Genomic DNA, 13,456 nt, shown 5'->3' with positions numbered 1-13,456 from the left:
CTACTCATGATCGACAGTTAAAATATCATATTGGCTAATATGCAATAAGTGGTGGATTTCGTTTGGCAAATGTTCGAACGAGCCGTATTCATAGCTCCACAAATTTAAAAAAGAACAAACAGAAGAATGGAACGTCTCTTCTGTTGCATTATTCACTTCATGTTTAAATTGAGCGATCATATTTTCCATATCTTTTGCTCCCCTTTAGCTTTATTTGATAATTGTAGTATTTTGCATTATTTTTCATTTATTCACTCGTTTTTTTATTTATATCTTTTTCAATTTCCGGGACAGGGTCAAATCCTCCCGGGTGAAACGGGTGGCATTTCAAGATTCGTTTTACTGTCAGAAAGCCGCCTTTGACAGCTCCGAAACGCTTCACTGCTTCAAGCCCGTATTCAGAGCATGTTGGGTAAAAGCGGCATGAAGGCGGCTTTAACGGGGAGATAAAGATTTGATAAAAACGGATAAGGGCGATCATGACAGATTTCACAGCAAGCACCTCTTTTTTCTGGAATCTTGACAACATTTTAACATAAATGTATGTTATAAAATTTTGTGTTAAAATGGAAACTAAGAAAATGTAAGGAGTGATGGGAATGCCTTCAGTGGAGAGTTTTGAACTGGATCATACAAAAGTGCAAGCACCGTATGTCAGACATTGCGGAGTACATAAAGTCGGCACGGATGGAGTAGTTAACAAATTTGATATCCGCTTCTGCCAGCCGAATAAGCAGGCAATGAAACCGGATGCTATTCACACATTGGAGCATCTTCTGGCATTTACAATTCGCAAATATGCGGAAAAATATGATCACTTTGATATCATTGATATTTCTCCAATGGGGTGTCAAACAGGCTTTTATTTAGTCGTTAGCGGGGAACCGACCGTAAAAGAAATCATTGATTTATTGGAAGAGACAATGAAAGATGCTGTAGAGCAGTCAGAAGTGCCTGCCGCAAACGAACTGCAATGCGGCCAAGCGAAGCTTCATGATTTAGAAGGCGCCAAAAAGCTCATGGAATATTGGCTAAAGCATAGTAAAGAGGATTTGGAAAAAGTGTTCAGCTAACAGCTACACGCAATGATGCAACTTTTTTTATAGTTTTAAGAGTGCAAAAAAGGGGTACTGTATAACTAAAAGATTAAATAAAAAGGAGATGGGATTATGTCTAAACAAGATTTATTTCAAATCGTAAATAAACAAATTGCGGATTGGACGGTACTTTATGTAAAATTACATAACTTTCATTGGAATGTAAAAGGAGACCAATTTTTCGTTCTACATGAAAAGTTTGAAGAGCTGTACAATGAAGCTGCAGGTTATATTGACGAATTAGCGGAAAGACTTTTAGCTTTGGGCGCTAAACCTGTTGCTACGATTAGAGAAAGCCTAGAAATCTCCTCTATTAAAGAAGCAGAAGGCGTTGAAACTGCAGAACAAATGGTGCAGGCAGTTGTTGACGACTTTTCCGCCATCATTCAAGATTTGGACAAAGGAATCAAAGTTGCTGAAGAAGTGAATGACGAAGCAACTGGTGACATGCTTCTCGATATTAAAGTGAATCTTGAAAAACATAACTGGATGTTAAAGTCATTCCTTGGAAAATAATTATATCCTTCCTCTTTTGGCTGCGTTAGGCAGCCTTTTTTTATAAATATTTTTCTTTGATAAGGCAATACTTAAAAAGAGGAGGGGGATATAAATGTCCGAAAATCCAAAAAAAACCTATTATATATCAGTAGCTAGCGGTGAGATTTCCCAAAGCAGAGAAGCATCTCCGTGGGATTTTCAAATTTCTGCCAGTGATGAGGAAATTACGGAGTTACGGGAGTATTTCGATCAGATTCATTCTACCAGCTGGCAAAATTTCTTCCGGGCGCATGTTCCGTATATACAGTATCATTATGACAAGGAAAATGATGCGATTGATGCTTTAACAAAAAAAGTATATGAATTCATTTATAAGCATGGCGACGAAGAAGCTAGAAAACATATTGCTTCAATGGGTCTTATGCATAATCAAGAATAAGTTATACAATCCTCTTTTCCATATGTTATGATGAAAACAGATAAATGGGAGTAGAGGGATTGATTATGTTTTATTTTAAAGATTTTTACGGCAATGATGTATACCTGTCTTTCCGTCAACACCCTTTTTCTGTTTACCCGAAGCATGTCTGGGTCATCTGCCGATATGAAAACAAATGGCTTTTAACTTTACATGAAGACCGGGGCTACGAGTTTCCAGGAGGAAAAGTCGAGAACGGCGAAAAGCCGGTTGAAGCTGCTGTCCGGGAAGTGAGGGAAGAAACGGGAGGAATTGTCCAAGATATCGTATATATTGGGCAATATAAGGTTATAGGAAAAGAGAAAACGATTGTGAAAAATATTTATTATGCGGAAATTGAGAGGCTCGAAAAACAGAGCACGTATTTTGAAACGTTAGGTCCAGTCTTGCTTGCGGACTTGCCTGAAAAAATTGAGGACGATCATCGCTTTAGCTTTATTATGAAAGATGATGTTCTAAAACGCAGCTTGGAAAAAATTTATGCCGATTACATAAAATAGCTTTTAAATTCCTGAAAGTCGGTTTAGAAATTGTTTAAGGGGGTGTCTAATAAGTCGTTTTTACGGCTTATTGACGCCCCCATTAATGTGTTAGAAACGTTGATATATCGGTGTTTATGATTTTTTGTTTTCAATGGCGATTTGACTTTCTTGACAGCCTCTTATTGGCTTTTGATTAATGTTTTTTCAATTAGTTCGACAATTTTGTACATGATCGTTGCAAAGATGGCAATGATAACTAGGCTTAACAGCACAAGGGTAAAATTAAAAACTTGGAACCCGTAAATAATCATATAGCCTAATCCTTTAGCTGAAACGAGAAATTCTCCGACGATCACACCCACCCAAGATAACCCGACATTGACTTTCAAAGTAGAAATAATGGTTGGAAAAGATGACGGCAGGATCGCCTCTCTGAACACGTGCTTTTTGCCTGCTCCAAATGTTTGCAGCACTTTTATATAATTCGGATCCACTTCTTTAAAGGAAGTATAGACTACAATTGTAGTAATAATAACCGAAATGATTGTTCCCATCGCGATAATTGAGGTAAATCCGGGCCCAAGTACAACGATGAAAATCGGCCCAAGAGCTACTTTCGGCATTGCGTTTAAAACCACTAAATACGGATCTAATATTTTAGACAGCCTTGGAAACCACCATAATAGAGCAGCAAGTAATGTCCCGAATAATGTCCCAAAAATAAACCCCAAGACCGTTTCAAAAAGCGTCACGTTCAAATTGGCAAGTAATGTACCGTCCTGCAGTTTTTCAACAAATAAGTGAAAAATTTTTGTCGGCGAACTGAATATGAGCGGGTCTATCCATTTTTGGCTGGATGACACCTCCCATATGAGAAAAAAAGAAATAAAAATTAAGATTTGATAAAAGGTAATCCATTTCTTTTCCTTATTCAATCTTTGCAAATATTGTTTATGGAGGAGATCAATTGTTGTTGTTTGTTTCAAGCTGATCTAACTCCTTCCAGATTAAGTCAAAAAGTGAAGTATACGTTGGATGCTGCCTTGTTTTAAACGGGGATGTATCCCGCAATTCTTTTGGGACAGTAAATATTTTGGCAATTTTGCCAGGCCTTTTGGATAGCAGGACAATCCGATCGCTCATGGCGATTGCTTCCCCAATATCATGCGTGACTAGAATGGCTGTTTTTTTAAAATCCTTTAATGTTTGAAAGACTAAGTCTTCAAGCTTTAATTTCGTTTGATAATCGAGGGCGGAAAAAGGTTCATCCAATAGCAGCATTTTCGGATCTGTAGAAAGAGTGCGGACTAAAGCGGCTCTTTGTCTCATTCCGCCTGATAATTGATTCGGATATAGCTTTTCTACATTTTCGAGACCCATTTGGTGCAGAAGCTGAAATGTCCGCTTTTTCTCATTTTCATTCAGTTTGTTCAATAATTTTAATCCAATTAAAATATTTTCCTCTATCGTTTTCCATGGAAATAAATAATCTTGTTGCAGCATATAACCGACAGACGGTGTTGCGGAAGATATTTGCTTACCGTTCAAAATAACTTGCCCTTCTGTCGGTTTCATGATACCTGCAATGATGGAAAGCAGCGTTGTTTTGCCGCAGCCACTTGGACCTAGAAAGGATATAAATTCCCCTTCCTCTACTTCCAAATGGATATCCTCCAAAGCAGTCGTTGCCGATTTTTTTGTAAAATAAGTATGGCTGACATGATCGATCGTTAAAAATGACAATCTCCTCCCCCCCTTGTCGATAAATGTACTCCTTTTGAAACAACATTATTTTGCCACTTCGTTTGCTATGGACGTGTTGACTAATAGTTCATAATCAATTTTCTCCGGCAGTTCTCCTGCTTCTTCCATAATTTTTTGCAAATTGTTCCATTCGTCCTCATCTAACAGCGGGGTTTTTGCATAGGATCCTTGGCTTTTATAACGGTCAATGGAAGATATTAAAATATCGATCGGCGTATCTTTAAATTGCGGCGCTATCGTTTCGGCAATTGTTTCGGCGTCATGTTCTTCCACCCATTTTTGTGCTTTGTAGAGCGCTTTTGTGAATTTTTTCACCGTTTTATCATTTTTCTTAATATAGCTTTCTTTTGCCATAAATGTTGTATAAGGAACTTTGCCCGATTCCTTGCCGAAGGATGCGATAATGTGACCTTTTCCTTCTTTTTCAAAAATACTTGCGGTTGGCTCAAACAGTTGAACATATTCGCCTGTACCGGAAGCAAAAGCATTTGCAATATTCGCAAAGTCGATGTTTTGGATAAGGTTTAAATCTTGATGCGGATCGATGTTATGCTTTTTCAGCACAAATTCCCCTACCATTTGCGGCATGCCGCCTTTACGCTGTCCTAAAAAAGTGCTTCCTTTTAAATCTTCCCATTGAAAATCATCCAACTTGGCTCTGGAGACAAGGAAAGTGCCGTCCGTTTCGGTCAGCTGGGCGAAGTTAATGACTGGGTCATTTGCTTCTTGGGCATATACGTAAATGGACGTTTCCGAACCGACAAGACCGATATCAGCGCCGTTTGATAAAATGGCGGTCATTGTTTTATCTCCGCCCCAAGTAGTTTTTAATTCTACGTCCAGTCCTTCTTCTTTGAAAAATTCTTTTTCAATGGCCACGTACAATGGTGCGTAAAAAACAGAATGAGTGACTTCCGCCAGCCGAATTTTTTCTACTCCTCCGCCGCAGGCTGAAAGAGGTATGATGAAAAGGATCACCAATACGATGGAAGCAAGCCTTTTTTTCATGTGAAATCCTCCCTAATGATGTTCATATTAAAGGAAAAATGTTTAAATATATTTATCTAGGATAAAGTATGAAAAAAAAATATAATGTGTGATTGCCTACCTAAATGGAGGTTGAAAAGATGCTGAGAAACGGAGAAATAGTTGACAAACAAATTTTCCCATCACCGAACCCTTCGATTAAGCTTTCCATCGTGACATATATTTCTGAAGGACTAAAAGTGAAAGGTCTGTTAGCAGAGCCTGTTCAAGAAGGTGTTTATGATGGCTTTTTATATTTGCGCGGAGGGATTAAAAATGTTGGTATGGTTCGGGCAGGAAGAATTATACAATTTGCATCAAAAGGCTTTATCGTGATGGCTCCCTTTTATCGAGGAAATTTAGGAGGAGAAGGGAATGAAGATTTTGCGGGGAATGATCGTTTTGATGCGGTCAATGCATTCTATTTGTTGATGAAACATCCGCAAGTGAATCCGGATCGCATTCACGTTTTTGGCTTTTCAAGGGGAGGAGTCATGGCCTTGCTTACTGGGATTATATGCTCAAATGTTCGATCTGTTGTAAGCTGGGGCGGGGTGTCTGATATGTTTTTAACTTATGAGGAGAGAAAGGACTTAAGAAGGATGATGAAAAGAGTTATTGGAGGGACACCGAAGAAATATCCTGACCGCTATAAATGGCGGACACCGTTGTATTACCTTGAAAAAATGCAAGCACCCGTTTTAATCATTCATGGGGGAAAAGATGAAAACGTGTCAATTGAACATGCATATCGATTGGAAAGAAGGCTGAAAGAATTGGGAAAGCAAGTGGAAAGCTGGTATTTCCAACATTTTAGTCATCATTTTCCGCCTCGGCATAACCGGATGGTTTTAGAACGAATGATAAAATGGATGAAAAATTGACCATTATATTTTTCATATGATACATACTAAAAAATGATCGATCAAATGAAAGGGGATTGGAGAAATGGGCATGCCGCTTGAATTAAATACGATGATTATTACAAAAGGGAAGGAAAAGCGGATAGAGGAAAACGTATTTCAGCTTGTCAAAGATGGCTATCGCCTTTATCCTATGAATATTCCTTTGGAAGTTCGAAAAACGTTGATAAGCGATCCTACAGGAACAGCTGAAATTATTAAATTGGAATGGGCTGATAACAAAACCGTGCTTACTTATAATCTCACTTCATTGTACTCAACCAATTAACCGTCATCATATTTCCGTTCATTTGTTGAACGGATTGTGGAAGGAGGAATTTGCTTAATTTTATCGAGTACGGCTTCCATTTGTCTTATCATAAAAAATCGCGTAACCCCTTTTTCATAAAAGTTCGTTGAAAAAGGGGTTTTCGTCTAAAAATCTGCGTATGCCGATTTGTTTTGCCAAACCACATAAAAATATTAAAAGGCTATCGACAAAGTGATATGCTCCCCTTAAGGTAGACAGATTAAAATATAAAAAATCTGTTTTACCTTAGGGGGAGTTTTTCTATGTATAAGCAATATACAACAGAGCTCAAACTTGAAGTTTTACTTGCATATGAAAACCGAGAATGTACTATTCAAGAGCTTTGTAAAAGGTATCAAATTACTAAATATTCTTTAAGGCAATGGATAAAGACAAACGAGGAAGAAAAAAAGAAGAAGCAGAGTTATCTCCAGAAGAGAAAATGAAACTGGAGATGAAAAAGTTAGAAAGAGAAAATGAGCGCTTACGTGCGGAGAATCTATTTTTAAAAAAGTTAGAGGAAATCGAAAGGAGGTGAAAGTAAACCAAATCCGTTTTGAAGACAAGTATATCGCAATCCGGGAACTTCATGAGAAAGAAAACTAAGCATAATCTTATATGTGAAATCGCCGGTATTTCACGAGCTGCTTACTATAAGTGGTTAAAACGTTTTCCCTCAACATGTTGCAGAAAATATATTGAATCGTGAATTTACAGCGGAAAAGCCAAGTGAAAAATGGGTAGCTGATGTCACAGAATTAAAATAGGTTCATCAAAGAGAGCCTATTTAAGTGCTATTCTTGATCTATATGATGGATCAATTGTGAGCGATGTTTTAGGACATTCCAATCATCATCATCTTGTATTCAAAACGTTGGATCAAGCCACCGTACTTTTAAAAGGAGAGCATCCACTTATTCATAGTGACCGTGGGTTCCAATATACCTCTCATGGTTTTAAACGTAGGATAGAACAAGCAGGGATGACACAAAGTATGTCAAGAGTAGGCAGATGCATTGATAATGGGCCAATGGTATCTTTTTGGGGAACGCTTTAAATGCGAGAAGTATTATTTACATAAGTATCAGACATTTAAAGAATTAGCTCTTGCGATGGATGAGTACAACCGCTTTTATCATGATGAAAGGTATCAAAAAAATTAAGCGGCTTTAGCCCCATGGAATATAGAGCTAAAGCCGCTTAGGTATATTTTTATTATTTCTACAGTCTACTTGACAGGGGACAGTTCAAAGCTGTAGCCGAAAGTAAGTAATTTTTTTATATGATTGGACCGCCAAGTTCTTCAATTTCCTTCGGAACGTTCGAGAATTTTTTGAAGTTCTCTTTGAATGCTTTTGCTAATTCATACGCTTTTTGTTCATAAGCGTTTTTATCACTCCATGTTTTAATAGGCTGTAAAACTTCATCAGGCACTCCTGGAACATGAGCAGGAATCGCCAGCCCGAAAATAGGGTCTTTTACAGTTTCCACCTCATCGAGTTCGCCTTCCAATGCTGCCTGAACCATGGCTCTTGTATAAGCAAGTTTAATTCGTTTTCCTACTCCGTATTCTCCGCCGGTCCACCCTGTATTGACTAAAAATACTTTCACATCATGTTCTTCGATTTTTCTTCCGAGCATTTCAGAGTATCTTGTAGCTGGAAGCGGAAGAAATGGTGCGCCAAAGCATGTGGAGAACGTTGTTTTAGGGGAAGTAATACCCCTTTCCGTTCCAGCAAGCTTGCTCGTATAACCGCTTAAGAAATGATACATAGCCTGTTCTTTCGTTAATTTGCTTATTGGCGGCAGAACACCGAACGCATCAGCTGTTAAAAAAATAATTGTGTTAGGGTGACCCGCAATGCTCGGTTTAGCAATATTGTCAATCGCTTCAATTGGATAAGCCGCACGAGTGTTTTCTGTTAATAAGGAGTTGTCATAATCAGGAATGCGTGTCGATTCATCAACCACAACGTTTTCCAAAACGGAACCGAATCGAATCGCGTTATAAATTTGAGGTTCTTTTTCTTCAGACAAACCGATGCATTTTGCATAACAGCCGCCCTCAATATTAAAAATACCAGATGAAGACCAGCCGTGTTCATCATCACCAATTAACCGGCGTTTTGGATCGGCGGAAAGTGTTGTTTTGCCTGTTCCCGATAAACCGAAAAAGAGCGCGACATCGCCTTCTTGACCGACATTGGCGGAGCAGTGCATTGAAAATATATCTCTTTCTGGAAGCAGGAAGTTCATGACGGAAAAGATAGACTTTTTCATCTCGCCTGCATATTCAGTTCCGCCGATCAGGACTATTCTCTTTTCAAAAGAAATAATGATAAATGCTTCTGAGTTCGTTCCATCCACAGCTGGATCTGCTTTAAAGGAAGGAGCGGAAACAATCGTAAACGGATTTTTATGCTCCTTTAAATCGTCTTGGCTTTTCGGACGGATAAACAGTTGGCGAGCAAATAAATTTTGCCATGCCAATTCATTGACCACTTGAATTGGAAGACGATATTTTTTGTCAGCTCCGGCAAATCCGTTAAAAACATAAATTTCATCTCTATTTTTTAAATATTGTATGACTTTTAAGTACAGTTTTTCAAAAACTTCTGATGAAATTGGCTTGTTGACGGGTCCCCAATCAATTAAATGCTTGACAGAATCTTCTTCAACGATGAATTTATCTTCTGGTGACCGGCCGGTATATTTGCCTGTTGTAACCGAAACTGCACCTGTATTTGTTAAAAAACCTTCTTTCCTAGCTAAAACTTTTTCTACAAGTCGTGCGACTGGTAAATTATGATATGCATTTGGTCCGCTGATCAACGAAGCTAATTCATTTGAAACATCTACAATATTCATATACATACCATCCTTTTTTTGCATATTTGAAATGGTTTTATAGAAATAGTATAACACATTCGAAAAAATAATCCATCCTATTTATCGATTTTTGAAAATAATGTTTTTACTATATATTTTGCCTTCATTTTTGGGCATCATACGAATCATGATTGATCAGCTGATACTGAAATAATGGATATCAGATGATTTGGAAAATTACAGAGAAGCTTTATTTATTGTTGACAAGTACTTTTTTGCTCCTGTATGATATACATTTGAACGGATACTCTTATCCCGAGTTGGCGGAGGGACAGGCCCTATGAAGCCCAGCAACCGGCTCGTTGAAAGAAGACAGTAGAATATGGCTTTCAAAATCGCGGTATTCTATGGACATACAACATGATGCGAAAGAATTCCATATTCATAGACGAGCAATGGTGCTAACCTGATGCAAGGTTATATCCTTGAACGATAAGAGTGAAAGGCAATGATGTTTATAACAACCTTTCCTCTGGCAGGGAAGGTTTTTTCTATGTATAAGAGAAATCTCGTTTAGCCAAGTTTTTCTTATCGTACGCAATTTTGATATGTATACAATAGTGGCGAGGGAATGAGTTCCGTGTCAATGTCAAGGAGTGTAGCACTCCATAAACATCATTTTAAGTTTGAGGAGGATGCAGTAAATGACAAAAAAGCGCCGTCTGTTTACATCTGAATCCGTAACGGAAGGGCATCCGGACAAAATTTGCGACCAAATTTCAGATGCGATTTTAGATGCCATTTTAGAAAAAGATCCGAACGCACGTGTAGCTTGCGAAACATCTGTCACAACCGGACTTGTATTAGTCAGTGGAGAAATTACGACAAGCACGTATGTGGATATACCAAAAATTGTGCGAGAAACGGTCAAAGAGATCGGCTATACGAGAGCTAAATACGGTTTTGATGCTGAAACTTGTGCTGTTTTAACATCAATTGATGAGCAATCACCCGATATTGCTGCAGGGGTGGATAAAGCTTTAGAAGCGCGAGAAGGACAAATGACTGATGAAGAAATTGAAGCGATTGGCGCTGGAGATCAAGGGTTAATGTTCGGTTTTGCATGCAATGAAACGAAGGAATTAATGCCTCTCCCGATTTCCATTGCCCATAAGCTTTCACGCCGGCTTACAGAAGTTAGAAAAAGCGAAGAAATTCCTTATTTGCGTCCGGACGGAAAGACGCAAGTTACGGTAGAATATGATGAAAATGAACAGCCGGTTAGAATTGACACAATTGTCATATCGACTCAACACCATCCGGAGGCAACTTTAGAACAAATTAAGCAGGATATTAAAGAAAAAGTAATTGATCCGGTTGTTCCAAAAGAACTGATCGATGAAGAAACAAAATATTTCATCAACCCTACCGGACGTTTCGTTATTGGCGGACCACAAGGAGATGCAGGATTAACGGGACGAAAAATCATTGTCGATACTTACGGAGGCTATGCGCGCCATGGCGGAGGAGCTTTCTCAGGAAAAGATCCGACGAAGGTAGACCGATCTGCAGCTTATGCGGCTCGTTATGTAGCGAAAAATATTGTCGCAGCCGGACTTGCAGACAAATGCGAGGTTCAGCTGGCCTATGCAATTGGTGTAGCGAAACCTGTCTCTATTTCTGTTGATACGTTCGGTACTGGCAAAGTAAGCGAAGATGTTTTAGTTGAATTAATTCGCAATAACTTTGATTTGCGCCCAGCTGGCATTATAAAAATGCTTGACTTGCGCCGCCCGATTTACAAACAGACAGCTGCTTACGGTCATTTCGGACGCAACGATCTAGATTTGCCATGGGAACGCACAGATAAAGCGGAAGCTTTGCGCGAACAGGCTCATCAATATTTGTAAAATAAAAAAGGTGTCCAATGCGATGCATGCATTAGACACCTTTTTGCTTTTATGGTCCGAATGCGACAAAACAGATGGTGCCTGCTGAAGCTCCTAGAACTATTCCCGCCAGCACATCTGAAGGGTAGTGTAGGCCAAGAAAAATTCTTGATAGTGCCACACTGAATGCGAGAGGAAGCAAAATCCATGTTAAGGCTGGAAAAAAGAGCAAAAATGGTGTTGCCACTGAAAATACAGCTGTCGTATGTCCAGAAGGAAATGAATGGTCAGTTAACGGATTTTCTAACACTTTTGTTTCAAATAATGTAAGATAAGGCCGTCTGCGTGGATAAATTCTTTTCACAATGAAAACCGGAATATGACTGAAAAAAAGAGCAGCTGAACTTGCCAAGGCAACAGTTTTTACAGGTTCATTAAAAAATAACATCAGCATTAAACATGTTGCAATTGAAAAAACAGCCCCTCCTAAATGAGTAATATACCGAAAATAAACATTCAGTCCTTTTCGTTCAAAATGCGAATTAATCAGTTTGAACAACTTGCACTCAAATTGGTAAAGCTGATTCAGCAGTCTGCCCATGTTAAAGTTCCTCTTTTCAAAAAGCAAAAATTCTTAAAAAAATTTTCTCTCATATTTATGTAAACTTCAACAAATCTAATAAAAATTTTACAAAATTTTAAAAATACATGAAGCTGCCCGGTAAAGAATGACATTTGAAAGAGAAAGTTTTAAAATGTTTTTATAAGCAATTTATATGTTGTTCATACGAGCAATATTTTTATAATATTGAGCTTTTTCGATATACTCGCGACGGATGCGTTCCATATCTTGAAGATCTTCTTCTGTTAATTCTCTAATCACTTTGGCGGGTCTTCCGAATGCTAAAGTTTTCTCAGGTATCTTTTTGCCTGGCGGGACAAGACTGCCTGCACCGATAAAAGCGCCTTTTCCGATTTCTGCTCCATCCAGAATAATCGAACCCATTCCAATTAGAGCTCCTTTCCGCACAATCGCACTATGGAGCAGAACTTGATGGCCGACGGTTACATCATCTTCAATAATTAACGGTTTATTTGGGCTCTGGTGCAGACAGCATTGGTCTTGAATATTGACCCGATTTCCAATAATAGTTGGGGCGACGTCACCGCGGATAACCGTCTGAAACCAAATGCTTGATTCATCTCCTATTTGAACATCGCCGGTGATTGTGACAAAATCAGCTATATAAGCCGAATCGCTAATTATAGGTTTTTTGTCTTTATATGGATAAATAACCATGGGAACCATCCTTTTCTTTTTTTCATATTATAACAAATTTTCCGTCATGTTCGGAAAGGAGTTAATTTATGTGGAAATGGGTAAGTTCTAGTCCTAAAGCTGCGATTGTCATCATTCATGGAGCTTTAGAACATCATGGACGTTACAAATGGCTGATAAAAAAGTGGCAAACAAACGGGTACCATGTTGTCATGGGGGATTTGCCAGGACAAGGAAATTCATCCTCCAGACGGGGACATGTCCAATCGTTTGATGAATATATTGATGAAGTTGACCGTTGGATCAGGGAGGCTCAATCTTTCCAATTGCCGCTTTTTTTGCTGGGGCATAGCATGGGCGGTTTAATAGCCATACGTACGCTGCAGAGAAATAAAATTCCGTTAAACGGGGTCATTTTATCTTCGCCATGTTTAGGAATTTTGCAAAAACCGAGTAAAGCGCTCGATCTTTTGGCAAAAGGATTAAATATTTTCGCGCCTAGGGTACGCTTTGATTCCGGTTTGACAGTTGAGATGGCAACGAGAAATAAGGAAATTCAAGACATAAACAGAAACGACTCCCTTTACGTAAGAAAAGTTTCTGTGCGCTGGTACAGAGAGCTTCTTCATGCCATTGAACTAGCATTTCAGCAGCTTCCGCAGTTTCCAGATGTCCCTCTTTTCGTCATGCAGGGAGGAGAAGACAAAATTGTTGATAAATCAGCAGTTCAAAAATGGTATAGTCAGTTGAATCTCACGGAAAAGAGCTATAAAGAATGGGAAGGACTATATCACGAAATTTTTAATGAACCGGAAAGAGAACTTGTTTTTCAAGATGCGTTGAGATTTACAGAAAGCCATTTAACATAAACACTGGAATTTTACAATGAAGAGGTGAGTTGA

The 13,456-nt window shown here is 38.6% G+C and carries 16 protein-coding genes, 1 pseudogene and 1 riboswitch; of the genes and pseudogenes, 9 read left to right on the top strand and 8 right to left on the bottom strand.

The window, feature by feature from the left end; genetic code table 11:
* Positions 1-189 (bottom strand): hypothetical protein, encoded by a 189-nt coding sequence (locus NSQ94_RS14390; RefSeq protein ID WP_063386563.1) that lies wholly within the window; start codon positions 187-189, stop codon positions 1-3.
* A gap of 58 nt (positions 190-247) precedes the next feature.
* The gene (gene yidD / locus NSQ94_RS14385; RefSeq protein ID WP_063386564.1) at positions 248-493 is read right to left on the bottom strand and encodes a membrane protein insertion efficiency factor YidD; all 246 of its coding nucleotides are present in this window, start codon (positions 491-493) and stop codon (positions 248-250) included.
* Positions 494-599: 106 nt separating this feature from the next.
* On the opposite strand from yidD, the gene NSQ94_RS14380 reads away from it, so the two are divergent.
* The 4 genes from NSQ94_RS14380 to ytkD all read left to right on the top strand — a co-directional run bounded on the left by NSQ94_RS14380 (position 600) and on the right by ytkD (position 2,573).
* A complete protein-coding gene (locus NSQ94_RS14380) occupies positions 600-1,073 on the top strand; it encodes an S-ribosylhomocysteine lyase (protein ID WP_339229497.1) in 474 nt (157 codons plus the stop codon).
* A 96-nt stretch (positions 1,074-1,169) separates the two neighbouring features.
* Positions 1,170-1,613, top strand: coding sequence for a Dps family protein (locus NSQ94_RS14375; RefSeq protein ID WP_063386566.1), 444 nt, complete (start codon positions 1,170-1,172; stop codon positions 1,611-1,613).
* Between the two features lie 94 nt (positions 1,614-1,707).
* Entirely contained in the window at positions 1,708-2,034 is a 327-nt protein-coding gene (locus NSQ94_RS14370; RefSeq protein ID WP_339229495.1) for a hydrolase, read from the top strand.
* Between the two features lie 65 nt (positions 2,035-2,099).
* Complete coding sequence (ytkD, locus tag NSQ94_RS14365) at positions 2,100-2,573, top strand: RNA deprotection pyrophosphohydrolase (protein ID WP_063386568.1); 474 nt, start codon at positions 2,100-2,102, stop codon at positions 2,571-2,573.
* Between the two features lie 161 nt (positions 2,574-2,734).
* On the opposite strand, the gene NSQ94_RS14360 is transcribed toward ytkD, so the two are convergent.
* Genes NSQ94_RS14360 through NSQ94_RS14350 form a run of 3 tightly spaced genes read right to left on the bottom strand, consistent with a single transcriptional unit; the run spans position 2,735 to position 5,327 of the window.
* Entirely contained in the window at positions 2,735-3,541 is an 807-nt protein-coding gene (locus tag NSQ94_RS14360) for an ABC transporter permease (RefSeq protein WP_240326839.1), read from the bottom strand.
* Positions 3,519-4,298 carry an ABC transporter ATP-binding protein gene (locus tag NSQ94_RS14355; protein ID WP_066249444.1) on the bottom strand — a complete coding sequence of 260 codons (780 nt, stop codon included), beginning with the start codon at positions 4,296-4,298 and terminating at the stop codon, positions 3,519-3,521. Before NSQ94_RS14355 ends, NSQ94_RS14360 begins: the two co-directional genes overlap by 23 nt.
* Positions 4,299-4,343: 45 nt before the next feature.
* The gene (locus NSQ94_RS14350) at positions 4,344-5,327 is read right to left on the bottom strand and encodes an ABC transporter substrate-binding protein (protein ID WP_063386571.1); all 984 of its coding nucleotides are present in this window, start codon (positions 5,325-5,327) and stop codon (positions 4,344-4,346) included.
* 119 nt (positions 5,328-5,446) lie between these two features.
* Between NSQ94_RS14350 and NSQ94_RS14345 the strand changes: the two genes are divergently transcribed.
* From NSQ94_RS14345 to NSQ94_RS14335, 3 genes and pseudogenes are all read left to right on the top strand, one after another.
* Positions 5,447-6,229 carry a prolyl oligopeptidase family serine peptidase gene (locus NSQ94_RS14345; protein ID WP_063386572.1) on the top strand — a complete coding sequence of 261 codons (783 nt, stop codon included), beginning with the start codon at positions 5,447-5,449 and terminating at the stop codon, positions 6,227-6,229.
* 64 nt (positions 6,230-6,293) lie between these two features.
* Complete coding sequence (locus NSQ94_RS14340) at positions 6,294-6,536, top strand: DUF2584 domain-containing protein (protein ID WP_063386573.1); 243 nt, start codon at positions 6,294-6,296, stop codon at positions 6,534-6,536.
* Positions 6,537-6,948: 412 nt separating this feature from the next.
* Positions 6,949-7,761 (top strand): annotated as a pseudogene (locus tag NSQ94_RS14335) (IS3 family transposase); the annotation flags it as partial.
* A gap of 74 nt (positions 7,762-7,835) precedes the next feature.
* Here the strand turns inward: NSQ94_RS14335 and pckA are convergent.
* Entirely contained in the window at positions 7,836-9,425 is a 1,590-nt protein-coding gene (pckA, locus tag NSQ94_RS14330) for a phosphoenolpyruvate carboxykinase (ATP) (protein ID WP_339229493.1), read from the bottom strand.
* Between the two features lie 268 nt (positions 9,426-9,693).
* A riboswitch (SAM riboswitch) is annotated at positions 9,694-9,885 on the top strand.
* Positions 9,886-10,090: 205 nt separating this feature from the next.
* On the opposite strand from pckA, the gene metK reads away from it, so the two are divergent.
* The gene (metK, locus tag NSQ94_RS14325) at positions 10,091-11,296 is read left to right on the top strand and encodes a methionine adenosyltransferase (protein ID WP_063386575.1); all 1,206 of its coding nucleotides are present in this window, start codon (positions 10,091-10,093) and stop codon (positions 11,294-11,296) included.
* Between the two features lie 49 nt (positions 11,297-11,345).
* On the opposite strand, the gene NSQ94_RS14320 is transcribed toward metK, so the two are convergent.
* Together NSQ94_RS14320 and NSQ94_RS14315 are read right to left on the bottom strand one after the other, a co-directional pair.
* A complete protein-coding gene (locus NSQ94_RS14320; RefSeq protein ID WP_066249451.1) occupies positions 11,346-11,876 on the bottom strand; it encodes a phosphatase PAP2 family protein in 531 nt (176 codons plus the stop codon).
* A 171-nt stretch (positions 11,877-12,047) separates the two neighbouring features.
* Positions 12,048-12,575, bottom strand: coding sequence for a gamma carbonic anhydrase family protein (locus tag NSQ94_RS14315; protein WP_063386577.1), 528 nt, complete (start codon positions 12,573-12,575; stop codon positions 12,048-12,050).
* Positions 12,576-12,643: 68 nt separating this feature from the next.
* On the opposite strand from NSQ94_RS14315, the gene NSQ94_RS14310 reads away from it, so the two are divergent.
* Positions 12,644-13,423, top strand: coding sequence for an alpha/beta hydrolase (locus tag NSQ94_RS14310; protein ID WP_144596690.1), 780 nt, complete (start codon positions 12,644-12,646; stop codon positions 13,421-13,423).
* The last annotated feature ends 33 nt before the right edge of the window (positions 13,424-13,456 follow it).

Origin of the sequence: Aeribacillus sp. FSL K6-2833 (genome assembly GCF_037965815.1) — a bacterium.
Lineage (GTDB): Bacteria > Bacillota > Bacilli > Bacillales > Aeribacillaceae > Aeribacillus > Aeribacillus composti.
Note: the sequence above shows the minus strand (reverse complement) of the source record. Positions and strands in the feature narration are given on the sequence as shown.

Coding starts and splice junctions, on each gene's coding strand:
- NSQ94_RS14390 (WP_063386563.1), bottom strand. CDS start 189: ATGGAAAATATGATCGCTCAATTTAAACATGAAGTGAATAATGCAACA.
- NSQ94_RS14380 (WP_339229497.1), top strand. CDS start 600: ATGCCTTCAGTGGAGAGTTTTGAACTGGATCATACAAAAGTGCAAGCA.
- NSQ94_RS14375 (WP_063386566.1), top strand. CDS start 1,170: ATGTCTAAACAAGATTTATTTCAAATCGTAAATAAACAAATTGCGGAT.
- NSQ94_RS14370 (WP_339229495.1), top strand. CDS start 1,708: ATGTCCGAAAATCCAAAAAAAACCTATTATATATCAGTAGCTAGCGGT.
- ytkD (WP_063386568.1), top strand. CDS start 2,100: ATGTTTTATTTTAAAGATTTTTACGGCAATGATGTATACCTGTCTTTC.
- NSQ94_RS14350 (WP_063386571.1), bottom strand. CDS start 5,327: ATGAAAAAAAGGCTTGCTTCCATCGTATTGGTGATCCTTTTCATCATA.
- NSQ94_RS14345 (WP_063386572.1), top strand. CDS start 5,447: ATGCTGAGAAACGGAGAAATAGTTGACAAACAAATTTTCCCATCACCG.
- NSQ94_RS14340 (WP_063386573.1), top strand. CDS start 6,294: ATGGGCATGCCGCTTGAATTAAATACGATGATTATTACAAAAGGGAAG.
- pckA (WP_339229493.1), bottom strand. CDS start 9,425: ATGAATATTGTAGATGTTTCAAATGAATTAGCTTCGTTGATCAGCGGA.
- metK (WP_063386575.1), top strand. CDS start 10,091: ATGACAAAAAAGCGCCGTCTGTTTACATCTGAATCCGTAACGGAAGGG.
- NSQ94_RS14320 (WP_066249451.1), bottom strand. CDS start 11,876: ATGGGCAGACTGCTGAATCAGCTTTACCAATTTGAGTGCAAGTTGTTC.
- NSQ94_RS14315 (WP_063386577.1), bottom strand. CDS start 12,575: ATGGTTATTTATCCATATAAAGACAAAAAACCTATAATTAGCGATTCG.
- NSQ94_RS14310 (WP_144596690.1), top strand. CDS start 12,644: ATGTGGAAATGGGTAAGTTCTAGTCCTAAAGCTGCGATTGTCATCATT.